The sequence below is a fragment of the Streptomyces sp. NBC_00271 genome (genome assembly GCF_036178845.1).
Lineage (GTDB): Bacteria > Actinomycetota > Actinomycetes > Streptomycetales > Streptomycetaceae > Streptomyces.
In genome coordinates, this window is sequence record NZ_CP108070.1 from 2,304,477 (window position 1) to 2,329,462 (window position 24,986).

General features: G+C 73.4%; 13 protein-coding genes. 11 read left to right on the forward strand and 2 right to left on the reverse strand.

Annotation, left to right across the window (positions count from 1 at the left end; all coding sequences use genetic code 11):
* The first annotated feature begins 21 nt into the window (after window positions 1-21).
* The 7 genes from OG798_RS10980 to OG798_RS11010 all read left to right on the forward strand — a co-directional run bounded on the left by OG798_RS10980 (window position 22) and on the right by OG798_RS11010 (window position 15,322).
* Window positions 22-597 carry a TerD family protein gene (locus OG798_RS10980; protein WP_075025505.1) on the forward strand — a complete coding sequence of 192 codons (576 nt, stop codon included), beginning with the start codon at window positions 22-24 and terminating at the stop codon, window positions 595-597.
* A 167-nt stretch (window positions 598-764) separates the two neighbouring features.
* Window positions 765-2,792 carry a HEAT repeat domain-containing protein gene (locus OG798_RS10985; RefSeq protein ID WP_328756880.1) on the forward strand — a complete coding sequence of 676 codons (2,028 nt, stop codon included), beginning with the start codon at window positions 765-767 and terminating at the stop codon, window positions 2,790-2,792.
* A 106-nt stretch (window positions 2,793-2,898) separates the two neighbouring features.
* Window positions 2,899-3,780, forward strand: a complete 882-nt coding sequence (locus OG798_RS10990; RefSeq protein ID WP_267061073.1) for a DUF4132 domain-containing protein — start codon at window positions 2,899-2,901, stop codon at window positions 3,778-3,780.
* Window positions 3,777-8,669, forward strand: a complete 4,893-nt coding sequence (locus tag OG798_RS10995; protein WP_328756881.1) for a hypothetical protein — start codon at window positions 3,777-3,779, stop codon at window positions 8,667-8,669. The genes OG798_RS10990 and OG798_RS10995 overlap by 4 nt, the downstream gene beginning before the upstream one ends.
* A gap of 71 nt (window positions 8,670-8,740) precedes the next feature.
* Window positions 8,741-9,913 (forward strand): ATP-binding protein, encoded by a 1,173-nt coding sequence (locus OG798_RS11000; RefSeq protein WP_267063773.1) that lies wholly within the window; start codon window positions 8,741-8,743, stop codon window positions 9,911-9,913.
* Window positions 9,900-13,577 carry a vWA domain-containing protein gene (locus tag OG798_RS11005; protein ID WP_328756882.1) on the forward strand — a complete coding sequence of 1,226 codons (3,678 nt, stop codon included), beginning with the start codon at window positions 9,900-9,902 and terminating at the stop codon, window positions 13,575-13,577. The genes OG798_RS11000 and OG798_RS11005 overlap by 14 nt, the downstream gene beginning before the upstream one ends.
* Window positions 13,574-15,322 (forward strand): hypothetical protein, encoded by a 1,749-nt coding sequence (locus tag OG798_RS11010; protein WP_121416928.1) that lies wholly within the window; start codon window positions 13,574-13,576, stop codon window positions 15,320-15,322. The genes OG798_RS11005 and OG798_RS11010 overlap by 4 nt, the downstream gene beginning before the upstream one ends.
* Window positions 15,323-15,379: 57 nt before the next feature.
* Here OG798_RS11010 and OG798_RS11015 read toward each other — a convergent pair whose 3' ends face one another.
* Window positions 15,380-15,967 carry an Rv1733c family protein gene (locus OG798_RS11015; protein ID WP_097226596.1) on the reverse strand — a complete coding sequence of 196 codons (588 nt, stop codon included), beginning with the start codon at window positions 15,965-15,967 and terminating at the stop codon, window positions 15,380-15,382.
* A gap of 271 nt (window positions 15,968-16,238) precedes the next feature.
* Between OG798_RS11015 and OG798_RS11020 the strand changes: the two genes are divergently transcribed.
* Window positions 16,239-17,324, forward strand: coding sequence for a WD40/YVTN/BNR-like repeat-containing protein (locus tag OG798_RS11020; protein WP_121416927.1), 1,086 nt, complete (start codon window positions 16,239-16,241; stop codon window positions 17,322-17,324).
* A 161-nt stretch (window positions 17,325-17,485) separates the two neighbouring features.
* A complete protein-coding gene (locus OG798_RS11025; protein ID WP_095856137.1) occupies window positions 17,486-19,966 on the forward strand; it encodes a SpoIIE family protein phosphatase in 2,481 nt (826 codons plus the stop codon).
* On the opposite strand, the gene OG798_RS11030 is transcribed toward OG798_RS11025, so the two are convergent.
* The gene (locus OG798_RS11030) at window positions 19,920-21,929 is read right to left on the reverse strand and encodes a BTAD domain-containing putative transcriptional regulator (protein WP_267063774.1); all 2,010 of its coding nucleotides are present in this window, start codon (window positions 21,927-21,929) and stop codon (window positions 19,920-19,922) included. The two genes, OG798_RS11025 and OG798_RS11030, sit on opposite strands and share 47 nt — an antisense overlap.
* A 151-nt stretch (window positions 21,930-22,080) precedes the next feature.
* On the opposite strand from OG798_RS11030, the gene OG798_RS11035 reads away from it, so the two are divergent.
* Together OG798_RS11035 and nhaA are read left to right on the forward strand one after the other, a co-directional pair.
* Entirely contained in the window at window positions 22,081-22,968 is an 888-nt protein-coding gene (locus tag OG798_RS11035; protein ID WP_121416925.1) for an alpha/beta fold hydrolase, read from the forward strand.
* A 95-nt stretch (window positions 22,969-23,063) separates the two neighbouring features.
* Window positions 23,064-24,962, forward strand: coding sequence for a Na+/H+ antiporter NhaA (gene nhaA / locus OG798_RS11040; RefSeq protein WP_121418594.1), 1,899 nt, complete (start codon window positions 23,064-23,066; stop codon window positions 24,960-24,962).
* The last annotated feature ends 24 nt before the right edge of the window (window positions 24,963-24,986 follow it).

Here is a 24,986-nt window from a genome sequence, read left to right on the forward strand (position 1 = left end):
GGCAGCACGGAGGAGAGCAGCGTGGGAGTTTCCCTGTCCAAAGGCGGCAATGTCTCGCTCAGCAAGGAGGCGCCGGGCCTGACCGCGGTCCTGGTCGGTCTGGGCTGGGACGTGCGGACCACGACGGGCACCGACTACGACCTCGACGCGTCCGCGCTGCTGGTCGACGAGTCGGGCAAGGTCCTCTCGGACCAGCACTTCGTCTTCTACAACAACCTGAAGAGCCCGGACGGTTCGGTCGAGCACACCGGCGACAACCTGACCGGCGAGGGTGAGGGCGACGACGAGTCGATCAAGGTGAACCTGGCCGGCGTACCGGCCGAGGTCGCCAAGATCGTGTTCCCGGTCTCGATCCACGACGCCGACGCGCGCGGACAGAGCTTCGGCCAGGTCCGCAACGCGTTCATCCGTGTCGTCAACCAGGCCGGCGGCACCGAACTCGCGCGCTACGACCTGTCGGAGGACGCCGCGTCCGAAACCGCGATGATCTTCGGCGAGTTGTACCGCAACGGCGCGGAGTGGAAGTTCCGCGCGGTGGGCCAGGGGTACGCCTCGGGTCTGTCCGGGATCGCCTCCGACTTCGGTGTCGGAGTCTGACGCGTCCCACCGGTCCCCCGCCGTCCCCGCCTCGATGCGAATCCCCTGGGCGCGGGCGGCGGGCCCTTGCCGGCCCTGTCGCCGGAACACGCCCCAAAAGGCACACGTGACTGTCAGTGCCTTGGTGCACACTCACGATGAGTTGTCGTACACCTGGGGAGGATGCCGTGTTCACGGGGATGGACGAGGTCGGCTGGGCCTCGATGAAACATGCCTATGGAAGCGCCGAGGACGTCCCGGAGTTGCTCCGGGGACTGGCCTCCGCCTGCCCGCAGGAGCGTGAGAGAGCACTCGACGGGATGTACGGAGCCGTGCACCACCAGGGCGACGTCTACGACTCGACGCTCGCGTGCATCCCGTTCCTGTTCGAAGTCGTCGGGCACGCGGAACTCCGCGACCGGGGCGGCGTCGTGGAGCTGCTCGTCAGCATCGGCGGTGGGGACGCCTTCGACGACGGCCCGCTCGAGGACGGGGACGGCGGCGAGGGCAACTACGCCATGGCCCGCACGGCGGTACGGTCGGGCGCCGCGGCCTTCATCGGCCTGCTCGCGGACCGCGACCCTGAGGTGCGCCGGGCGGCACCGACGGCACTCGTGCGATTCCTCGGCCAACCGGAGCACGTCCTCGGGCTGTTGACGGGACGACTCGAGGAGGAAGAGGACGAACAGGTCCGGCCGGCCCTGGCCGAGGGCCTGGGGCTGTTCGCGCGCCTGCACCCCGCGTCCGCCGCTCCCGCGGTGGAGCACCTGGTCGAACTCGGTGCCGCTCCGCACGACCCCGGGCTGCGGCTCGCCGCCCTCGGCCAACTCGCCGGCTGCGCACCCGATCGCCTTCCAACCGATCTCGTTCCCACCGTCACCGCGCTGATCCGGGCCAGATCACGACGCCCCCGGGTGCCGGACCAGCCCGAACGGCCCGACACCGACACCCTCATCGGCCACCTGCGACGCCTGCGCCCCGCCGACGAGGAGGGGGGCCATCTCCTACGGACGCTGCACACCGCGCTCGGTGACCGGACCGCCGACCGTATCGCCCTGCTCAAGGGGCAGTTGAGCAGCGACGAGTCGGCCGACCGGTGCAACGGCGTGTGGATGGCGGCGGGGCTGCTGCGCGAATGGCGGGGCTCGTACGAAGAGCTGGTCGCGTTGATCGGCGAACAGGTCGTCACCGAGGAGCAGCGGCTGCGCGATGCCGCGGCCTCCGTCCTGGAGACACTCTTCGGTCTGGCCGCCCCGGCCGCCGACCACCTCGCCGCCCTGGTGGCGGTCGGCTCCGAGCACCGAATACGCCAGTGGGAGCACGGGAAACCGGCCCTCGGCGCCCCGCTCAAGGCGCTGGCCAGAGCCGGCGATCCGCGCGCGGTGGCCGCGCTCGCCGAGGTGCTGGACGGGCCGGTCGTACCCCCCGAAACCGGTTACGAAGTAAAGCACTTGGGCCCGGCGGCAGCCCCGCTCGCTCCGCTGCTGCGGGAGCGGCTCGGCGAGCTCCCCCTCGACGCACTCGACACCTACGACCGTGCGGTGCCGCTGCTGTTCGCGCTCGGCAGGCTGGGACACGCGCCGGCGGTACCGGAAATGCTGCGGCTGCTGCACGGGACGCCGGAGGGGCTGCGGAGCCGGGAATGGTTCGTGCGGGCGATCGCCGACGCGCTCAGCGAGTGCGGCCCGGACGCGCGGGAGGCGATACCGGCCCTGCGTGAACTGCTGGACGGGGAGTGCGCGGTGGCGGCGGCCGGTGCGCTCTGGTCGCTGGAGGGCGACGCCGAGGCCGTACTGCCGACGTTGCGAAGGGAATTGGTGGCGGGGCAGTTCCGCGCACGCAACGCGGCCGAGGCCCTGGGCCGACTGGGGCCCGCGGCCCGACCCGCCCTGCCGGCACTGCGCGCCATGGCCGACTCCGGGAAGGTGTGGCTGCGTGCGAGCGCCGCGGGCGCCCTGTGGGACATCGCCGGGGATCCGGAACCGGTCCTCCCGGCGCTCCGCTCCTCCTGGGAGCAGAACGTGCACACCCGCCCCCTCCTCGCCGGCTGTCTGACCCGGATGGGGCCGGCGGGCGCGCCCGCCCACGATCTGCTCCGTACGGAACTCGCCACGCCACGGCGGCACCAGGCGCGGGCCGACACCTACGGGAGCGACAACATCGGCGAGGACGAACAGCTGCTGCGTGCCTGCCGCGCCGCCCTGGACACCGCGTAGAAACCGCAGCTCAGAGCCAATTGAGCACAGCCCGTCGAGGCATTGTCAGACCCCTCCCCTACTGTGATCACCATCGCCGACAGGTGGGTTCGGGAGGGGTCCTGTCATGGGTTGGATCGAGACATCCAGTGGGTACGCCGTCACGTTGGACGGCGCACAGGTGCGGTGCCGAAACGCGGCGGGACGCACGCTGAAGCAGGTGCCCGCGAAGCTGCGGGACGACGTGGAGGTCGTCCGGCTGCGGCAGTTGGCCGAGTGGCTGGAGCGGCATGAGCGGGAGTGCCGCTCCCAGGTGGACACCTGGATCGTCCGCTCCCTGCCCGTGCCGACGGACCTGCTGGCCCGGGTGTGGCCCGACGCGGCCTGGCAGGCGGCGCTGCGGGACCTGGTGGTGGCGCCGGTGGACACGGACGGCACGGTCGCGCTGGAGCGCGCCGGATTCCTGCGGGACGCGGATCCGGAGCAGGGCCTCGGCGTGGTCGACCTGGACGGCGACTCGGTCCGGCTCGCCGCGCGCACGGTGGTGATACCGCATCCGGTGCTCCTCGAAGACCTGCAGGATCTGCGGGAGTTCGCTGCGGAGCTCGGTGTCGAGCAGGGCGCAGGCCAGTTGTTCCGGGAGGTCTGGCCGCGGCCGGACGAGAGGGACGGCGCCGCCTTCGAGTGGAGCGCCTACGCGGGCGGGAAGTTCGAGGAACTGCGGCACGCGACCGCGCGGGCGGGTTCGTACGGCTATCGGGTGCGCGGCGGATACGCGGTGTGCCCGCTGGTCGAGAACGGGGTCGCGGTGGAGGCGGCCTACTGGATCGGCGCCGACTACCCGGAGGCCGAGACCCGCACCGGCGGCCTGGAGTGGCGGGCCGCGGGCGGGCGCCGGCTGCCGTTGCGGGAGGTGGGGCCGGTCGCCTGGTCGGAGGGGGTCCGGATGGCGGCATTGGTGTACGCGGGGCGTGTGGTGAACGGCGAGGACGAGGAGGGGGAGCTGTGAACGGGGATCAGCTGCTGGAGTCGGGAGCGGTACTGCCGCTGGGCGAGGGTGCCGGCGATGTGCTGACGGCGCGGACGTACGGGCATCCCGTACTGGAGGGGCGCACGGTGGTGCGGCTGGTGCCCGAGGCGATCGGGCCCGCCGAGGACCTCGCCCTGGAGTACCTGGGCTTCGGCACCGCCGACTCGGCGCCGGTGGGCCGGGTGAGGCGCCAGTCGCTGGGCTTCCCCGCCTGGGCGCTGGTCAACGACCCGGTGAACGGGCACCATGCGCTCGCCGTGGTCAAGGAGATGGAGCGGCTCACCCGGATGGTGTCGAGCAAGCCGGGCCACGCCAAGGACGGCTTCGACGAGATCGGCGCCCGACTGGACCGCTCGGTGCCGCACTTCCTGCCGACGTACTACGAGCAGGTGGCCCGGTTGTTCCTGGCGGCGGAGTCGCGCCAGCACGCCGCGTCGTTCTTCGGCAAGGCCCGGGCAGCCGAGCAGCGGCACGCCCTCGACGTGGACGAGGACCGGCTGCGTGAGGTGTTCCTGGAGTTCGCCGGGGCGGGCGCGCTGAGCGGGAAGGCGCTGCGCGACCACGCCAAGGGGCTGGCGGCACGACTGTCCGGCACAGCCGCGTACGAGCAGTTCAGGACGCTGTCGTCGCAGCGCTGCGCGGCCGGGATCGCTCCTTACGCGGGCATGCTGGAGGATCTGCGGCGGCTGGCGAAGGGCGCGGGGCTCGATCCGCGTGCCGAGGAGTGTGCGCTGCTCGCCGAGATCCTCCCCTCGGGCGCCATGAACCGCGCGGCCGGAAGCTTCTGGAAGTCCGCGCTGCCCGCTCTGGCGGAGCTGGCGCACGAGGATCCGGCGGTACGGGAGCGGTTGTTGACGCTGATGCCGTCCACGGGCGGTGATCAGCGCGAGGAGTTCGACGCGGCGTGGCTGGCGCTGCTCGACGCCTGCGGGGCGATCGGTCTGCTGGTCGACGGCACGGTCGACGCCGCCGACTGGCTGAGCTCCTGGGACCGGCACCGTCAGCGTGGCTGGCGGCAGCGCAAGCGGCTCGTCGAGGAACTCGCCCTGGTGGAGCGGCTGGCGCCCCGGCTGATCGCCGACGGCAAGCCGGTGCGGCTGCTGCGCGAGCGGGGCTGGAACTCCTACGTGGATCTCGACCTGCTGGACACCGCCCTGGCGGCGGGTGTGCCGGTCGCCGACCCGTCCCCGGGGACCGAGGGGCTGGAACTGCGCTACTGGACGGACGACGAGCGCCCGGGCCGTCGGGACCTGCTCGCGGTCACCACCGACCCGCGCTTCGCCCCTCTGTTGCGCAGGGCGGTGGAGAGCCTCTCGCTCGTGGACGGACCCGGGTCCGGTCCTTCGGCCCGCGTGCGGCGGCTCGCGGACCATCCGGCGCTGTGCACGGCCGTGGCGGGCTGGCTTGGGGACCGTGCCGACGAACTGGCCGAGCCGGTCGGCCTGCCGGGGCTCGACGAGCTGCTGAGCAAGGTCTCCCGCTTCTCGGCACCCGCCGTACTGGCGACGGCACCGGAGGCCGTCCGGCGGATCGTCGGCTTCGATCCCGCGCCGGTCCTGGGTCGCACCCTGCGCGCGGGCATCCTCGACGAACTGGGCTGGCCCGCCCTCGAAGAGGCCCTGGAAACCCTCGGCAAGGTCGCCCCGCCGACGAGCGGACAACACCCGTGGCCGCACCAGCCCGGCCGGTCGTACCAGTACGCGGACGCCTGGCCCGCGCTGATCGTCCGGGTCGAGACCCAGGTCGCGCTGGCCGGCCCCGACGCGCTGCTCGACGCGCGCACGCTCACCCTGCCGTCCCAGGGACGCCAGTACGGCGAGCCGACGGTGCGTCACGTGGACGGTCAGTGGCTCATCGCGTCTGGGTACGGGAACGAGCAGCGGGCGGTCTGGTCCGGGCGCCCCGCCGACGTGTTCAAGCCGACGGGTCTGCCGGGCGGCTGGTACGGCGGTCACCCGGTGTCGCTCGCGCTGCCCGACGGCGGCCGCTGTTTCGGCGGGCGGCCCGTGCACGCCGGGGACACCACGTTCGCCGAGCAGCACCGTGAGATCGCCTCGGACGGCATCTCGTACTGGGTGCTGCACGAGAACCGCTGGCACGAGTACGACCCCGCCTCCGCCAAGCGCGGCCGGATGTCGGTGCCTGCGTTCTTCGACTCGGCGCTCGCCGACGCCCGCCCGGGCATCGTCCTCACACAGACGGACTGCCGGCTGCTGCCGGTCCAGCCGGGTCTGGAGAGCTCGCCGTTCGGCAGCAAGGACGGACTGCTCGGCTGGTGGGTGACGCACGACCAGAACTCCGGCGCCTGGACGGCCTGTTCGGTCGACGGGAGCCGTAGTCCGGCGACCACCAAGGGCGTTCCGGCCCCGCCCCTGCGCCTGCCGGGCGGCGCCGTCCTGCACCCCGTGCAGGAGGGCTGGAACCGCACGATCGTCGAGCTGTGCGACAAGGACGGCCTGTCGCTGGCCCGCATCCAGCTGGGCAACCGCGGCAGCGCACATGCGGCGGGCACCCGCTTCCTGCCCCCGCTGTGGTACTGGCACGCCCTGCGCCCCCGCGACGAGCACGGCTCGGCCGCGCTGCGGGCCGTGACCGACGCGGACGCCACCGCGCTGCTGGCCGCCGTCCGGGACGGCGAGAGCCCCCGGGAGGCCGTGGCCCGGCTGCTGCCCGCCGTCACCGACGAGCGGCTCGCCCTCGGGGTGGCCGGGTTGGTCGAGGAGACGGCCCGCTGCGCCAAGCGGATCACCACTCTCGCCGAGCGGGCCGAGCGGCCGGTCGCCGCGCCGCGGGACGAGGAGGAGGAAGTCCGGCACGCGTACGACCACGTCCTGCGCGAGGCGCTGCGGGAGCTCACCGCTCCCGGACACTTCTACGGTTACTACGGCAACGAACAGCACGCCACCACCGCCATCGACCAGCTCAGGGCGTTGCGCGCGCTGTTGGTCCCGGGCACGCCGCCCGCGAAGTTCCCGTTCGTCGGCACCGGAGTCGCCTGGCTCTCGCTGACCGGTCCCGGCACGGTGGCGGCCGCCCTGCGCGCCGCCGCGCCCACCACGCCGGATGACCAGCGCGCCGGGCTGCTGGAATTCCTCGACGTCGTCCTGTCGGTCGGCGACGGTGTGCTCGTCGATCCCCGCGGACGCCTGCGGGTCGTGCAGCTCAAGGCCTCCCGGTCAGAGCGGCCGGAGCGCGTCGGGGAGGTGCTGGCCTCGGGCGACCGGCGGCTGCTGATCCTGTCCTGCCAGAAGGTCGACGCGGGCGACGCGTACTGGAACGCCGTCGAGCACGACCCGGCGGGCGAGTTCGGTCCCTGGGAGGGATTCGCACTGGTCGAGTCCGAGATCCGGGGCACGTCCGGGGACGAGGTCCTGGCACCCGCCGTACGGCGGTTGGTGGCGCTCCTGAGGGAGCGGGGACCGCTGCCCTACCGGCCGGAGCAGGCGCGGGAGTTCGCCGAGCGGGTGGGGGTGAACGCGGTGGCCGGAGCGCTGCTGCTCCTCGGACTGCCCGGGCTCAACTCCTACGGCAAGGACGGGCTCCTGTCCGCGGAGCACCTCCAGCCGCTGGGCGCGAAGAGCGCGGAGGCACAGGCCGCCCGGAACGCCCTCGGTGAACTCTCCATTGTGGAACGACAGTTGTTCACCGCCGCGCTGATCCCCGCGGATCCCGGACACCTGGAGCGGCTGTGGACCGACGGTTTCGACCTGGAGCCCGTCGTACGGATCTGGGTCGAGCGGCGGGGGCGGCGGCGGGCGGCGCCGCCCGAGCTGATCGCGCGGATGGTGAGCGAGATGGGGCCGGGCCGGATGCTGGACGCCGTCCTCAACCCCCAGGCGCGCCCTGAGCTGACCGGTCGCACCGAGCAGCGGATGCGGGGCAACGGACTCGAACCGCTGGACGCCCAGACCCTGTTGACCGGCTCCACCCTCGCCGCGTACGTCAGCATGCTGCGCTGGCTCGCCTATCGACTTCCGTACGGCGATCCGCTGCGCGCGACGCTTCCCGAGACCCTGCGCATGCTCCGCGAGCGCCTCACCGACCCCGGGCTGCTGCTCGACCTCGGAGTGACCTGGGGGCATGACGGCAACACGGTGTCGACCCGGGTACGGGAGACGTTCGGACTGCCCGCCCAGGGAGGCGGGGACACGGAGGGCCTGCTGCGCGCGGGCCAGGCGATCGTGCTGGCGCCGATGCGGCACCGCTCGGAGTGGGACACCGTATGGCTGCGGCCGTCGGCCGTGCTGCCGCAGGCGGGCGAGGAGGGCGGACCCGATCATCCGGCGCTGAAGCTGCTCGCGGCTCTGAGCCGGGACAGCGGGCAACTGCAGTCGCTGCGCACGCTGTTGAGCGAGGAGTTCACCGCCCTGATCACGGCGGACGGCCCTCCCGGAGCCGCACAGCACCCGGCCCACAGCGTGCCGGAGCTGGTGGCCGAGGCGGCGCAGCGGTGCGGGCTCTCCGAGGACGCGGCCGGGCTCTATCTGATGCTGCTCGCGCTCCCGGACCCCACGGACCGTAACCAGGCCGCCTGGACCGGCTGGAAGCCCGCGCGGCTGAAACGGGCCAGGGCCGAACTGGCCGCCGCCGGGCTGGTGGTGGAGGCGAAGCGGTCCCGGGCCGGACGCGCGCAGTTCCTGCCCGGCGGCTGGCTGGAGCACAAGGCGCCGCGGCTGCCCGTCGAGAGCTGGAAGACCCCGCTGCTGCCGGAGACGACCCACGGTTTCGTGGTGCCGGACCGGCCGGTGCCGGAGTTGTTCGCGCGGGCCTGGCGGCGGGTCGTCGAGGGTGACGCGCCCGGGTTCGAGGAGTTCGCCGGGCGCGGTGGCAGAGGTGGCCGGGGCGGCCGGAGCGGAGGCAGGGCATGAGCGGCGGACAGAGCACGGCGAGCGGGATGACGGCAGCGCGTACGACGGACGTGACGGCCGTGACGGAGGCGATGGGCGCAGCGGGTGTGGCGGGTGGATCGGGTGGATCGAGCGTGACGGGCGCGCGGCAGATCGAGCTGCCCGAGGACCGTCACGCCGATGAGCTGGCGTTTCTCGCGGCGTACGACGAGGGGCCGCGACCGCCGGGCTGGCACCTGACCCCGCGCGCCGTGGTGACGTTCGTGTGCGGTTCGGACGGCGAGTCGCTGAGCGGGGCGGACGGGCGACGGCTCGTCGTGTCACGGAAGTTCGTGGGCGACCGGGGACTCGTCGAGCGGTGTGTGGTGACGCTCGCGGGCGAGCGGGGTCTCCTGCTGGTCGGCGAGCCCGGCACCGCCAAGTCGATGCTCTCCGAGCTGCTGGCCGCCGCCGTGTGCGGCACCAGCGCGCTCACCGTGCAGGGCACCGCGGGCACCACGGAGGACCAGCTCAGATACGGCTGGAACTACGCGATGCTGCTCGCCACGGGGCCGAGCCGCGCGGCCATGGTGCCCTCACCCGTGCTCACGGCGATGACCCGGGGAGCCGTCGTCCGGATCGAGGAGGTCACGCGCTGTCTGCCGGAGGTGCAGGACGCTCTGGTGTCTCTGCTGTCCGAACGGCGCATCGCCGTACCGGAGTTGGCCGGCGGCCCGGACGGGGACGGCACGGTGCACGCCGTGCCGGGGTTCACGCTGATCGCGACGGCCAACCTCCGTGACCGCGGCGTCTCCGAGATGTCCGCCGCCCTCAAGCGCCGCTTCAACTTCGAGACCGTCGGACCGATCGACGACCTCGACGCGGAGACGGAGCTGGTCCGAGGCCAGGCCACGGCGGCGCTCGCCCGCTCGGGTGCCCGTTTCTCCGTCGACGACGCGGTGCTGGAGGCGCTGGTCACGGCTTTCCGGGATCTGCGCTCGGGCCGCAGCGCGGAGGGCTGGGAGGTCGAGCGGCCCACCACGGTGATGTCGACGGCGGAGGCGGTGCAGGTCGCCACGTCCATGGGCCTGGGCGCCGCGTATCTCGGGGACGGCAGGGATGTCGTGCGCACCCTGCCCGGCCATCTGCTCGGCACGGTGCGCAAGGACGACCCGGCCGATCACGCACGGCTGCTGGGCTACTGGGACGGTCCGGTGCGGCGGCGCGCGGAGCAGGGCGCCGCGCTGTGGCGGACGCTGTGGGAGCTGCGCGATGACCTCGTCTGAGGAAGCGGCCGGCTCGTCGGTGTCGCCCAAGGCGGCTCTGGAGGCGCTGGCCGAGTGCCGGGAGCCGTTCCTGATCGGCGTGCGGCACCATTCGCCGGCGCTCGCGGCGGCCGTGCCGGGGATGCTGTCGGCGGCGGCGCCGGAGGTGCTCCTCATCGAGCTTCCGGAGGAGTTCGCGCCATGGCTGGAGCACCTGGGGGATCCGGCGACGGTGCCACCGGTGGCACTGGCGGGAAGCCGGGAGCACGGCGGGGTGGTCTTTCTGCCCTTCGCCGAGTTCTCCCCGGAGCTCGCGGCGATTCGCTGGGCGAGGGAGGCAGGCGTGCCGGTCGTGCCGTTCGACCTGCCCCTGGCCGCGCGGGACGCAAAGGAGCGGGCTCGGGAGGTGGCGGAGGAGCCGGGTGCGGGCCAGGCGGGTGGCGGGCGTGGGCGACTGGCGGCCGCCCTGCGAGCGCGCGCCGGGGGCCGGACGGAGGACGACCTGTGGGCGCGGCTCGTGGAGTCGGGCGCGCCGGGCGCCGCGGCGGAGGAGTTGCGGCGCGCCGCGCTGCTCGTGGGCTGGGCGTTGCGGGCGGACACCGGAGAGGACGCCGTGGACCCGTACGACCTGCGGCGCGAGGCCAATATGCGGGGACGACTGGCCGAGTACTCGGGGCGGCGTACGGCGGCGGTGATCGGGGCGTTTCACGCGCCCGCGCTGCTGCGGGCCGGTTCCGGCTCGGTGGGTTCGGGTGCTGGGCTGGTGCGTTCGAGTGCCGGGGCGGTGGGTTCGGGTGCCGGGCCGGTGGGTTCAGGTGCCGGGGCGGTGCGTTCGGGTGCCGGGCTCGCGGAGGACGTCCCCTCGGTCATCACCTCCCTCGTGCCCTACTCGTACCCGCTGCTCGACGAGCGGTCCGGGTATCCGGCCGGCATCCGTGATCCGGAGTGGCAGCGGGGGGTGTTCCGGGCGGCCGGGGAGCCGGGGCGGCTGGACGAGTTGCTGACGGCGACGGCCGTGCGGATCTGCGCCGCCGTCCGCGACGCGGGCCACCCCAGTGGCCCCGCCGACGCCCGCGAGGTGGTGCGGGTGGCGCGGGATTTGGCCACGCTGCGCGGGCTGCCCGCCGCGGGCCGCGGAGAGCTGGTCGAGGCGGTGCAGACGGTGCTCACGCAGGGCCAGTTGCTGGGCCGGGGGCGGGTGGTGGCCGCGGCCATGGAACAGGTACTCGTCGGTGACCGGCAGGGGCGACTCGCTCCCGGCACGCCACGCTCCGGCCTTGGCCCGGCGGTCGAGGGCCTCCTCGCGGAACTCTCCATGCCCTCCCCCACCGCTCCCGCCCGTCGTGAGCTGCGACTCGACGCGCTGCGGTCCGAACTCGACCGCCGGCGCGAGATCTGTCTGCGCAGGATGGCGATCTGCCGAGTTCCCTACGGCGAGGAGGCCGGCGTCGCGGGGGTCGGCGACGGCGCCGCGCTCACCACACGATGGACGGTGACCTGGACGCCCTCGACGGCGGCGATGCTGGATGTGACCGGCGTTCACGGAGTGACATTGGAACAGGCGGCCGGCGGCGTACTGGCACGGCGACGGGCGGCGGAGCGGCGCGACGGCGGTCCGACCGCGGCCCAGGTGCTCGCCGGGCTCGAGGACGCGGCCCGCTGCGCCCTCCCGGGGCTCGCCTCGGAGCGCCTCACGGAAGTCGCCGAACTGCTGCCCGCGTCCGGCACCCTGCCCGAACTCCTCGGCGGGCTCGACCTGTTGAGCCGGATCGGCGCGGGGCATGTGCCGGGGCTGCCCGCCCCTTGGGAGAAGGAGCGGATCGAGGCCGCGTACGACGAGCTGGGCGCCGCCGGTGTCCGCGCGCTCGACGGGCTGACCGGCTCCACCGACACCGCCGACGCCCGCGCTCTGGTGGACCTCGCCACCCGGGTGGACGGCGCGGGCGGCGGGCTCCGGCTCGCGGACGCCCTCGGCCGCCTGGACGGGGACGGTACGCCGCTGATCCGCGGCGCCGCGGGAGCCGCCCGGGTGCTGCTGGGGCTGCGGGAGGCGACGGAGTTCGGCACCCGGCTGGCCTCCCGCGTCGACAGTGCCGTGACTCCCGAACTCCGTTCCGACCTCGCCGCGTTCCTGCGCGGCACACTGCTCGCCGCCGGTCCGCTGCTCGAGACCGGCGAGGCAGTGGACCCGCTCCTGGAGCGCGTCGAGTCCCTCACCGACCGGGCTTTCCTCGACCGCCTGCCGGCCCTGCGCGCCGGCTTCGACGTCCTGGCGCCGGCGGCCCGGTCCCGGATGCTCGCCGCGGTGCACGACCGCACCGGCCGCGCGGTGGGCGAGTTGCCGGACGCGGTTGCGGAGCCGGGGTTCCTGGCCCGGATGGCGGCGGCGGATCTGGCGGGGCGGACGGCGTTGGCGACGGCGGGGTTGGACCCCTTGGGCACGGACGCGACGCCGACCTCGCATCAGACCCCTCATGACAGCCCCGGCGTGCCCCACAAGTCTGCCGAGCCCAACAGCCCCGCCGTAACCGACAGTCGCGCCGTAACCGACAATCCCCCCGTACCCAACAGTCTCGGCCCGGGAGATCGCTGGCGGCTCCTGCTGGGCAGGGCGCGGCAGTTGACGGGGCGGGCCGGCCGGATCGCGCGCGCACTCGACGAGTTGTACGGGAGCGGGCGCGGCGAGGGGGTCGGAGAGCCCGGCGATGACGGTGCCGGCGGCGGAAGCGAGGCGTCGTTCCCGGATGTGCGGAGCTGGTCCGAGGAGCTCACGGCGCTCTTCGGCCCCGGGGTACGGGAAGAGGTGCTGGCCGCGGCGGCCGACGCCGGACGCGTCGACGCGCTGCAGGAACTCGACCCCGCCTCGGCCCGCCCCTCGGTCGAGCTCCTGCGGACGGTCCTCTCGTACGCGGGAGGGATGCCCGAGCAGCAACTCGCTCGGCTTCGGCCCCTGGTGGCCCGGCTGGTCAAGGAGCTCACGGACGCTCTCGCCCACAGACTGCGGCCCGCCCTCGCCGGTCTCGCGCATCCGCGGCCCACCCGCAGACCGGGCGGCCCCCTGGATCTCGCCCGCACCGTGCGCGCGAACCTCGCGACGGCGCGCCGCGATCCGGCGACGGGAGCGGTGACGGTGCTGCCCGAGCGGCCGGTGTTCCGTACCCGGGCCCGCAAGGCGGCGGACTGGCGGCTCGTGCTGGTCGTCGACGTGTCCGGGTCCATGGAGGCGTCGACGATCTGGGCGGCGCTCACCGCGTCCGTGGTCGCCGGGGTCCCGGCACTGAGCACGCACTTCGTGGCGTTCTCGACGGAGATCGTGGACCTCACCGACCAGGTGGACGATCCCCTCGGGCTGCTCCTCGAGGTGCGGGTCGGCGGCGGGACGAGCATCGCCCGGGGCCTGCGGCACGCGCGCTCACTGGTGACGGTTCCCTCCCGCACGCTGGTCGTCCTGATCAGCGACTTCGAGGAGGGGGGTCCGGTGGGCCCCCTGCTGTCCGAGGTGCGGGCACTCGTCGACTCGGGCTGCCATGTCCTCGGCTGCGCCTCGCTGGACGACGCGGGCCGACCGCGCTACTCGGCCGGCGTGGCGGGGCAGTTGGTGGCCGCGGGCATGCCGGTGGCGGCCCTCAGCCCGCTGGAACTGGCCCGCTGGGTGGGCGAACGCATGGGAGGTACACACCGATGACCACGCTTCCCCCGGTGACGGCGGAAGTGGCGGCTGCCGCGCTGGAGTCGCTCCCGACCCGTCTGCGCAAACGTGCCGACTCGGCCGCGGCCAAGGCCGCCGACTGGCCCGTCACCGTCACGGACGCGACGGTCGTGGTGCGGGTCGACGACGCGACGACGGTCACTCTCACCACCACGGCCGGGGTGGTGACGTCCCCCGAGGATGCCGTGTGCAGTTGTCTGCTCGCGCCCGCGTGTCTGCATCGTGCGGCGGTCCTGACGCTCGCACCGCTGGCGGAGGAGACGGACGGACCGCCGGCGACGGCTGTCGTGCCGTCGGACGCCGACGACACCACCCCTGTCCCTCCGGAGACCGGGGCCCTCGACCTCACTCCCCCGCAGTCCGCGGCGGCGCACGCCCTCCGGGCGGCCGCGACCGCCGTACTGGCAGCCGGAGTGACCGGCTCCGGTGCCGTGCATCGCGCCACGCTCCTCCATGCCGCCCACTCGGCGCGCGTCGCCGGACTCCACCGCGCCGCGGCCGCGGCCGTCCGGGTGGCGCGGCGGCTCTCCGAGGCGGGCACCGGGGACCCCGCGTTCCGGCTGCCCGAACTGGCGTCGGAACTGGCGGAGTTGCTGACCGTCGCCGACGGCCTGCGCCGTGCGCCGGACCCGGCTCTGATCGGCACCGCACGTCGGGCCTATACGGCGAACGGTTCGCTGCGGCTGCACGGTCTGTTCACCGAGCCGGTGGTGACCGCTTCCGGGTACGCCGGGGCGGTCACGTACGCCCTCGCTCAGGACGGCCGACTCCGCTCGCTGTCCGACGTGGCGCCGGGCGACGCCGACCGTGCTCGGCAGGCCGCGGGCTCCGCGGTCCCCGGCGGCAGCGCCCTCACCCTGCGGGAACTGGGCGACCACGGCGGGGCGATCCTCACCGACCCGACGGTCTCGCCGGACGGGCGGATCGGCGGTGGCGGCGCGGTCCGTTCCGTACGGGCGTCGGGGGCCCGTTGGCACGAGGAGCCGCTCGACACGCTCTGGCGGCGTTCCCCGGCCGACCAGGTGGCCGCCGCGCTGCGGTGGTCGGCCGAGCCCGCCGACGACCGGGACGCGGGGGGTGACCTGCTCTTCCTCACCGGGACGATCACCGGTGGAGGGTTCGCCGTGGACGGTGGTCCCCCTGTGCGTCTCTTGGCGCCGGACGAGCGTCCCGAACTCCCCTACGTCGAGAACCTCCGGCTTCTGGCGGGGGCCCACGGTCTGTCCCTGCGCCTCGTCGCGCGGCTCGCGCCGGACCGGCCGAGCGGTGTACGCGCCCTCGCCGCGGCCTGGCAGGGCACCGACGGCGACCCGATCCGCGCGGACCTCGGCCTGCGCCGCCTCAACCGCACCCACCTGCCCAGGACGGGGAGGGCCGTCACCCCGTCCGTCCCAGCGCCCGCGCTTCCCACGGAACTCGACCTCCTGCGGCGGGCCGTGGACCGCGCGGTCGCGGGGGGACGCGCCGTCACCGCCGCCGTGGCCGACGGCGAACTCCCCCGTCGGCTCGCCGCGGTGGGTCTGACCACGGGGGCCGCGTGCGCGCGGGCCCTGGTGGACACCGCGTCGGACCGGCGCCATGACGCGCTGGGCCGGCTGCGGCCGGCCGACCCGGAGGCGTACGCCCACGCCTGGCTCGCGTCGTCCACATACGCCTCGGCCGCCACGGCATCCCTCCTCACGGCCGCGTGGGCACCGGAGGAGGACCACGATCCGGCCTGACCGCGGGGGTCCTGTGGAGCGGCGCGGGGGGGCGGGGTGGGGCGGCGGAGGCTCCCCTCAGCCCGTCTTCCGCCCCCACAGGGGACCGACCCGTTGCCAGTCCTCGTCCCACTGCGCCATGCGCCGCCGCTCCATTCGTCCGCGTACCAGCCGTCCGCCGACGAACGGCACACTCGCGACACTCACCCCCATCAGGACGCCCACCAGCACGGCACGCAGTTGGGCCTGGGAGGGCGTGGGGGGCTTGGTGACGAGGCGGCCGTCGGCGTCCGTCCATACGGTCACCGGGGTGCCCCCGGGGCTGCCGACGGGCACCCGGGCCTGACCGGCGTGCGGAGAGCCGTCCGCGGCGGTCCAGTGGACCTTCGCCCAGACCATGTCGGCGTCGTTGGCCGACGCGGTCGACTTCGGCACGTCGGCGTTGAGCAACGCCAGAACGGAGTGCCACTCGGCCCGCTGCCTGGCAAGGCCGTTCTCCACGGACTGCGTCGCCAGCAGACCGGTGAGCACCCCGCCGAGCGCGGTGAGCGCCCAGGCGACGAGCACGATCCAGGCCTCCAGCGCGTCACTGCGACGCCGCAGCGGATTGCGCCGCCATCGCCACAGCCACACCTTCGGAGCCTTCGGACCACGGAATGCCGCCATCGATGGCATCCTCCTCACGACCGCACGGACATGCCACATCGCCCTCCCATACGGGATCGGTCCCTCCGATGCTCACAACGAGTCCCACGACCCGCGCGTTCCAGGAATCCGGCCATCCCTCACCCGTAGGCGCGTCGGCCGGGACGAGACGTCAGCGATGGACCGACGCCACCCTGCTGACCTGCGGCAATTCGGTGTACAGGGGAGACTGTCAGTGCCGGGGTGCAGACTGGCCGATGTCTGAGACGACGTCGTCACGGAGGTGGTCGGCATGGCCGAAGTACTGCTCACCGTCGGTACACGAAAAGGGCTGTTCATCGGACGGCGGCGCGGCGCCGCCTGGGAGTTCGACGAGAGTCCGTACTTCAACGCGCAGGCCGTGTACTCGGTCGCGATCGACACCCGCGGCGAGACACCACGGCTGCTGGCCGGAGGGGACAGCGCGCACTGGGGTCCGTCCGTCTTCCACTCCGACGACCTGGGGCGGACATGGACCGAACCGGCGCAGCCGGCCGTCAAGTTCCCCAAGGACACCGGGGCTTCGCTGGAGCGGGTGTGGCAGTTGCACCCGGCGGCGGCCGAGCCTGACGTGGTGTACGCGGGCACGGAGCCGGCCGCGCTGTACCGCTCCCAGGACAGAGGCGAGTCCTTCGAGCTGGTACGGGCCCTGTGGGAGCACCCCACCCGGTCGCAGTGGGTGCCGGGCGGCGGTGGCGAGGGGCTGCACACCGTCCTCACCGACCAGCGCGACCCAAGGGCCGTCACGGTCGCCGTCTCCACGGCGGGGGTGTTCCGTACACACGACGGCGGGGCGAGCTGGGAGCCGTCCAACTCCGGTGTCTCCGCGGTGTTCCTGCCGGATCCGAACCCGGAGTTCGGTCAGTGCGTGCACAAGATCGCACAGGACGCGTCGACCCCGGACCGGCTCTACCTCCAGAACCACTGGGGTGTGTACCGCAGCGACGACGCGGGCGGCGAGTGGACCGACATCGGCGCGGACCTGCCGTCCACCTTCGGGTTCGCGGTGGCCGCGCATCCGCACCGCGGCGACACGGCGTACGTCTTCCCGATCAACGCGGACGCGGACCGCGTCCCGGCCGACCGGCGCTGCCGTGTCTTCCGCACGCAGGACGCCGGCAACACCTGGGATCCACTGACCGCGGGGCTGCCCACGGAGGACCACTACGGCACGGTGCTGCGCGACGCGCTCTGCACGGACGGCGCGGACCCGGCGGGTGTGTACTTCGGCAATCGCAACGGCGAGGTGTACGCGTCGGCGGACGACGGGGACAGCTGGCGGCAACTGGCCTCGCATCTGCCGGACGTGCTGTGCGTACGCGCCGCGGTCGTCGGCTGAGGCCCGGGAGCCGCCCCTGGGACGACATCCGGCGTCGGTCACCCGCCGTGGTGGTGCCGACGCGACCAGTGGCGAATTCACCGCGTCGAACGGTCCCTTGCGCCGCTGGCGCGCCGCTGCAGGAGGCGCGAGCATGGAGGTATGGGGATGGCGGTGAAGACGTGACACCTGCGATTCCGGAATCGGGCGAAGGTCCCGGCACAGAGCCCAATATCGGTGCGGAAGAAGCAGCCTCGGACGCGGCGGCGATCGTCACCCTGGCCGGCACGGTGATCGGCTGGACCAGAAGCGCGGAAGAACTCCTCGGCCGTTCGGCCCGCGAGGTCGTCGGAGGCTCCGTCGGCCGTCTGCTCGCCGCGCCCGAAGACCCCTGCCGCGTAGCGGCGATCATGGAGCGCTGCCGTGCGGGCCGGGCCTGGAGCGGAGTGGTCACGCTGTCGCATCGCGACGGTCGTCGTGTCGAAGTGAATCTGCGGGTTTCCGCGTCGTTCCAGGTCCGCGACGACGAGTGCTTTCTCCTCTCGGCACGGGAGCGCATCACGCGCTGGGCCATGGGGCAGTCCGTGCTGGACGGGTTCCTGACCCGTTCGCCCGTGGGAATGGCCATCGTGGACATGGACCTGCGTTGCGCCTGGGTCAACAACACCCTGGAGAGCATCGGCGGCATACCGCGTGAGCAGCGTCTGGGCCGGCGCCTGACCGACCTCTTCCCGGGCCTCCACGCGGAGACCCTCGAGGACGTGATGCGCAAGGTACTGCGGACCGGCGAGCCGGTCAGCGACTTCGAGTACCTGGGCTGGAGCTGGGCCGACCCGCATCGGCAGCACGCCTACTCCACGTCGTTCTTCCCCCTGGTGGACGTCGACGGCGCCGTCACCGACATCTGCTACATGGTGCTCGACGTCACCGACCGGTGGAACGCCCGCCAACTGATTTCCATGGTCAACGAAGCCGGCGCCTGTGTGGGCAGCACCCTGGACGTCATGGAGACGGCCCAGGAGCTGGCCGACTTCGCCGTGCCCCGGTTCGCCGACTTCGCCATCGTGGATCTGCTGGAGCCGGTCCTCAGCACCGAGGGGCACGGAACCTGGCTGTCCGACGCGGGTCCGGCGGTGACGGGGCCGGTGATGCGGCGGGCGGGCATGAGTTCCGTCCGGGAGGGGTGCCCGGAGGCGGTCGCCCAGGTCGGCGATCCGGTGGACTTCATCCCTCCCCCGCACGATCTCGACCTCCTCGTGAACGGCGAGCCCGTCCTCATACCGGTGCTGAACCCCGACAACCCTCAATGGGCCGTCGAACAGCCGTCCAGGACCTCGAGCATGCGCGAGTTCGGACTTCACTCACTCATCTCCGTGCCGATGCGGGCCCGGGACACCGTCCTCGGCCTCACCACCTTCGTCCGCTCGCGGAACCCGGCTCCCTTCACCTCGGACGACGTACTGCTCGCCCGGGAACTGGTCGCACGAGCGGCCGTCTGTGTCGACAACGCCCGCCGCTACACCCGGGAGCACCACGCCACGCTGACGCTCCAGCACAGCCTTCTGCCCCATACGCTGGAGGGCGGCATGGCCGTGGACGTGGCCTCCATGTATCTGCCCGCGGACGCCAAGGACGGTGTGGGCGGGGACTGGTTCGACGTCATCCCGTTGTCCGGAGCCCGAGTCGGCCTCGTCGTGGGCGATGTGGTCGGCCACGGTCTGAGTGCGGCCGCCACCATGGGCCGACTGCGTACCGCGGTGCAGACGCTCGCCGACATGGATCTGCCGCCCGACGAGCTCCTGGCCCACCTCGACGACCTGGTGCTCCGCCTCAGCGAGGAGGAGTCCCATGACGCGTCGGCCGACCTGATCCGGACCACGGTGATGGGTGCCACCTGCCTGTACGCCATCTACGACCCGGTCACTCGGAACTGCACGCTCGCCCGGGCCGGCCATCCGCCGCCGGTCCTCGTGACGCCGCAGGGCCGGGTCAGCTTCCCGGAACTGCCGGCCGGTCCGCCACTGGGGCTGGGTGGACTCCCGTTCGAGGCAGTCGACATCGAACTCGCCGAGAACAGCCTGATCGGCCTCTACACCGACGGCCTCATCGAAGGCGACGAGCGGGATGTCGACGTCGGAATGGCCCACCTCGGGGACGCCCTGTGCCCTTGCGATATCCCGCTCGAGACGCTCTGCGCCAACGTGCGGGGCCTGACCTCCACGCCGCAGTCCGACGACGTCGCGTTCCTCGTGGCGCGCACGCACGCGCTCAGCGCCGACCACGTCGCCTCGTGGGACGTGGCCTCCGATCCCGCCGCCGTGGCCGGGGCCCGCGCCCTCGCCACCCGGCAACTCCGTGCATGGGGACTGGAAGAGCTGGCCATGGCGACCGAACTCGTCGTCAGCGAGTTGGTCACCAACGCGGTGCGCTACGCCCCGGGCCCCGTGCGACTGCGGCTGTTGCGCGCATCCCGTCTGATCTGCGAGGTCACCGACACCAGCAACAGCTCCCCGCGGCTGCGGCACGCCCGGACCACCGACGAAGGGGGACGCGGCCTCTTCCTCGTCGCCCAGCTCGCACACCGCTGGGGCACCCGGTACACACACGAGGGAAAGATCATCTGGGCGGAACTGGACTCGTCGGCGCCCGCAGCGCGGTGGTGATGTCGGCGAGGTGGTCCTCGACGGGGCCGAGGGTGATCAGGCCACTGCCCGCGCCGGCGAGTTCCCCGGCGGCCGGCAGCAGGCGGGTGCGGGCCCGCTCCAGCACGTCCCGGACACCGACCTCCAGCGCGACCACGGCCTCCAGGCAGCAGCACGCCTCGTACATCAGGTCGCGCGGCGGTTCCGGGAGCGCGCGCAGCACCGCCCGTGCCTCGGCCCGGCGTCCGGATGCCAGCAAGGCGAAGGGCGCGGCCCAAGGCCGGTACGGGCCCCAGTCCGCCCCCAGGTCGATCTCGACCGGCCCTGGATCGGTGTCGGACCACGTCCTCCTGCGCTGCACCCGTAGGCACAGCAGGGCGAGCGGGAGAAGCCCACGCTCCAGGCCCGGCATCCCTGCGCCGTCCAGCCGTGCGGCGGCATCCCGGTAGGCGGTCTCGGCCCCCGCCGGCTGCCCGGACGCGGCCAGCCGCAACGCCCGGTACCACTGGGTGAAGACGCTCGCGAGCGGCAGCTCGTGGCGCTCGGCCAGCCGGTCCACGGCGGCGGCATGGCGGTCGGCCGCGGCGAAGTCGGCCAGCGCGCCGCGTGCCTGGAGCCGGATGAGGTGACCGAGTACCTCATAGGTCACCAGGTCGTGCCGGGCGGCCAGTTCGACCAGCTCCGCGCCGATCTCGTCACGCCGTGGGGCCAGGCCCGCGCGGGTGAAGGACTGCATGAACGCCCCGTTCAGCGCGAACGCCAGCAGCGCGGGATCGTCGAGACGCCGGGCGATCTCCTCCGCCTCGCGGGCGGCCTGGGGGCCGCGTGGTGCTCGGCTGCCGCGCGTCTCCAGGGCGATCGTGGCCAGCAGGCGGCACCGCGAGGCCTCGTGCGCGTCGCCCGGCGAAGCGGTGAGGGCGCGCTCGGCGGCCTCGACGATCCTTCGGGCCAGCTCCGGATCGTCGCTGCGGGTCCAGATCGCGGGGACGTCGTAGGCGCCGATCACCCGGGCGGTCAGGTCCGGGTCGCCGAACTCCTCCGCCGCCGCGATGGCCTCCATACGGTGCTGCCTGGCGGCCGCGAGCCCACCGCCCCCGGTGACCGCGAGGTTGCGGATCAGGCTCACCGTCGTCTCCAACCGGGCCCGGGCGCCGGCGGCGACCGTGCGGTCGTAGGCCGCCGCCGTCCGTGTCCACAGCCGGGCCGCGGTCGCCGTCGGCCCGGCCGGCGGATCGAGGCCGGGATCCTGGGCGAGGATGTCCGTCTCCAGGCGGCGCAGCCGGGGCCCGGGGTCCACCCCCAGCTGGTCGGCCAGGACCGCCCGGGCTCTGCGCAGCACGCCCAGCGCGTCCCCCTGACGGTCCTGCCGGTACAGCGCCAGCGCCAGCAGCCGCCAGGCGTCCTCGCGCCAGGGGTGAGCGGCGAGGTGTACGTCCAGGTCGGGCACCGCCTCGGCGGCCAGGCCGAGGTCCAGCTGCGTCCGGGCCCGCTGCTCCACCGCCTGGAGCCGCAGCTCGGCGAGGCGGGAGCGCTCACCCCGGGCCCAGTCCTCCTCCTCGAACTCGGCGTAGGCGGGCCCGCGCCACAGGGCCAGCGCCTCTTCCAGTCGCGGCAGCGCTTGCGTGGCCGGCAGCCGCGCGGCGGCGCCGACGGCCGTCTCGAAGCACCAGGCGTCCACGGCGTCCGGCTCCGGGCGCAGCGCGTACCCGGGGCCGTCCGTGACCAGCAGCCGGGCGGGGGCCCGGGACGGACGGTCCGGCTCCAGGACGCGTCGCAGCGCGGCGACGAAGGTCTGTACGGCGCCCACGGCGCCGGGCGGGGGATCCGTCCACAGGTCGCCGACCAGGTGGGTGACGGGGACGACCCGGCGGCGGGCCACCACCAGCCGCGCCAGCACGGCCCGGTGCCTCGGTCCCTTCAGCGCGAGCGCGCGGCCGTCGCTCTCGGCCACGGTCGGTCCGAGCACACCGAACGCGACCCGCACCCTTCTCGCCTCTCCCGACACCCTCGCCACGGTACTGCGCCGACGACGTGCTGATCCCGTACTGATCGCGTGCTGATCAGCTGCTGATTCGCGCCCGGCAGGCTCGTCGTGTCCGTCACCTTCCGCTTCCGCCTTCCAGAAAGGGCGAACCATGGAACCGACCATCCCCGGCTTCGACTACCGGCGCGTCCCCGTCGCCGACGATGTCGCGCTCCACGTCGCCGTCGCCGGATCCGGCAGCCCGATCGTGCTGCTGCACGGTTTCCCGCAGACGCACCTGATGTGGCGGCACGTGGCCGCCGACCTCGCGGACGATCACACCGTCATCTGTCCCGACCTGCGGGGCTACGGCGCCAGCGACAAGCCCCTCGACACCGGCGCCGACGGGAACGCGTACGCCAAGCGCACCATGGCCGCCGACGTCGTCTCGCTCGCCCGCGCTCTGGGCCACGAGCGTTTCGCCCTGGCGGGACACGACCGGGGCGCGCTGGTCGCCATCCGCGCCGGCCTCGACCACCCCGAGGCGATCACCCATCTCGCCTCGCTCGACGTGCTGCCCACGCTGGACATGTGGGACGTGATGCACGGCACCGGCGCGGCCGTCGGCTTCCACCTCTACCTGATGGCCCAGCCGCCGGGTCTGCCCGAGCGGATGATCCACGCCGCCGCGGACGTCTTCTTCGGTCATTTCCTCGACATCTGGACGCGGGACCCGAGGGCGATCCCGAACGAGATCCGCGCCGCCTACCTGGCGGCTTCCCGCGCGGCCGTCCCCTCCATCGTCGCCGACTACCGCGCCTCGGCCGGCATCGACGTCGAGCACGACCGGGCCGACCGTGCCGCCGGGAACCGGCTGCGGATGCCCGTGGCCGTTCTCCAGCAGGACTGGGGCGCGGCTCTCGGCTTCGACGCCGCCGCGCGTTGGCGCGCCTGGGCGCCCGACCTGCGGCACACGACCGTCTCCTGCGGTCACTTCATGGCCGAGGAGGCCCCCGCCGACGTCGTCAAGGCCATCAGGGACCTCGTCGCCGACCGCTGAGCGGACCTCCTCACCGAGCACCTGGGCGGATCTCCTCCCGGACACCGTTTCGCCGCGTGCCGGACCACGCGCGGGGCGAGAATCAGGGGGTGACTGTGCCAGCTGAGACCTCGCCCTTGTCGGGGCAGACCGTGTGCGGCAAGGACGGGCGCGGTCCGCTGCGCTCCTTCCTGCAGACCGAGACCGGCAGTGCCGCGGTTCTGCTGGCCGCCACGCTCGCGGCCCTCGCCTGGGCCAACATGGGGCCGGGCACGTACGAGGCACTCTGGAGCACCGAGCTGTCGGTCCGCCTCGGGGCGGGCGAAGTCTCCCTGGACCTGCGGGAGTGGGTGAACAGCGGGCTGATGACGCTGTTCTTCTTCGTCGTGGGACTCGAGGCGCGTCGGGAGTTCGACCTGGGCGAGTTGCGGGAGCGCAGAAGGGTCACGCTGCCGCTGCTCGCCGGGCTCAGCGGCATGGTCGTGCCGATCGCGATCTACCTGGCTCTCAACGCGGGCCACGACTCCGTGCACGGCTGGGGCGCCGCCATGTCGACGGACACGGCCTTCGCCCTGGGCATGCTCGCCCTCTTCGGGGCACGGCTGCCCGACAGTCTTCGGGTCTTCATCCTCACCATCTCCGTCGTGGACGACTTCCTGGCCCTGGCCGTGATCGCCGTCGCCTACAGCGGCGCCCTGGCCCTGCCCGCGCTGCTGACGGCGCTCGGCCTCTTCGCGGCCGTCGTGCTGGTGCGACGCACCCTCGGGGTACGCATTCCCGCCCTGTACGCGGTGCTGGGCGCGGCGCTGTGGGTCGCGCTGCTCAAGTCGGGGGTGGACCCGGTCGTGACCGGCCTCGCGATGGGCCTGCTCACCTACGCCTACCCGGCCGAGCGCGTCGACCTGGAACGAGCCAGCCGCCTCTTCCGGCGCTTCCGCGAGCAGCCGACGCCGGAACTGGAGCGCTCCGTACGGCGCGGGATCGCCTCGACGCTCTCGCCCAACGACCGGCTCACGCGGATGTTCCACCCCTGGACGAGCTATGTGATCGTGCCGCTGTTCGCCCTCGCCAACGCCGGCATCACCATCAGCGCCGGCCAGTTGGCCCATGCCTTCACCTCACCGATCGCCCTCGGCATCCTCCTCGGCTATGTGCTCGGCAAGCCGATCGGCATCATCGGCGCCACCTGGCTCACGACACGCGCCAGCCGCGGGCGACTGCACCCGCCGGTCGGCTGGGGCGCCATCACCGCGGGCGGCACCCTGGCGGGAGTGGGGTTCACGGTGTCCCTGCTGATCGCGACCCTCGCCTTCGACGGGGCCCGGCTGGCGGAGGCGAAGATCGGCATCCTGGCCGCCGTGGTGGGTGCGTTCCTCCTCACCTGGCTGGTCACCTCGGTGATCGGCGCCCTTCCCAAGCGTTCCCGTGTCCGGGCCCTCCTCGGTACGGGCACCACCATCGTCGACCTCAGCGACCCCGTGGACGTGGACCGCGACCACGTACGCGGCCCGCTGGAGGCGCCCGTGACGCTCGTCGAGTACGGGGACTTCGAGTGCTCGTACTGCGGCCTGGCCGAGCCCGTGGTGCGCGAGCTGCTCGCCGACTTCGGCGACGTGCGCTACGTGTGGCGGCATCTGCCACTGACCGACGTCCATCCGAACGCCCAGTTCGCCGCGGAGGCCGCCGAGGCCGCGGCCCACCAGGACGGGTACTGGGAGATGCACGATCTGCTGATGCAGCACCAGGGTGACCTGCGGCCGAAGGACCTGCTCCGCTACGCCGAGGAGATCGGCCTGGACTCCGAACGGTTCCGCAAGGATCTCCGCGAAGGCACGGGGACGGCCCGGGTCGCGGCGGACGTGGAGTCCGCCGACCTCAGCGGTGTTTCGGGCACCCCGACGTTCTTCGTCAACGGGCGCCGCCACCACGGCGCCTACGACATCGCCTCGCTGTCGGCGGCGGTGCGCGCCGCGCGGCAACGGGCGGCGCTTCAAGGGGTCGGCCGACAGGACTGAGCCCCGATCAGGGCGAGGCCGTAC

Bases quoted from the DNA above. Each gene is read 5' to 3' on its own strand.
- OG798_RS11005 (WP_328756882.1), top strand. From the start codon at position 9,900: ATGACCTCGTCTGAGGAAGCGGCCGGCTCGTCGGTGTCGCCCAAGGCG.
- OG798_RS11000 (WP_267063773.1), top strand. From the start codon at position 8,741: ATGGGCGCAGCGGGTGTGGCGGGTGGATCGGGTGGATCGAGCGTGACG.
- OG798_RS10990 (WP_267061073.1), top strand. From the start codon at position 2,899: ATGGGTTGGATCGAGACATCCAGTGGGTACGCCGTCACGTTGGACGGC.
- OG798_RS11010 (WP_121416928.1), top strand. From the start codon at position 13,574: ATGACCACGCTTCCCCCGGTGACGGCGGAAGTGGCGGCTGCCGCGCTG.
- OG798_RS11035 (WP_121416925.1), top strand. From the start codon at position 22,081: ATGGAACCGACCATCCCCGGCTTCGACTACCGGCGCGTCCCCGTCGCC.
- OG798_RS11020 (WP_121416927.1), top strand. From the start codon at position 16,239: ATGGCCGAAGTACTGCTCACCGTCGGTACACGAAAAGGGCTGTTCATC.
- OG798_RS11015 (WP_097226596.1), bottom strand. From the start codon at position 15,967: ATGGCGGCATTCCGTGGTCCGAAGGCTCCGAAGGTGTGGCTGTGGCGA.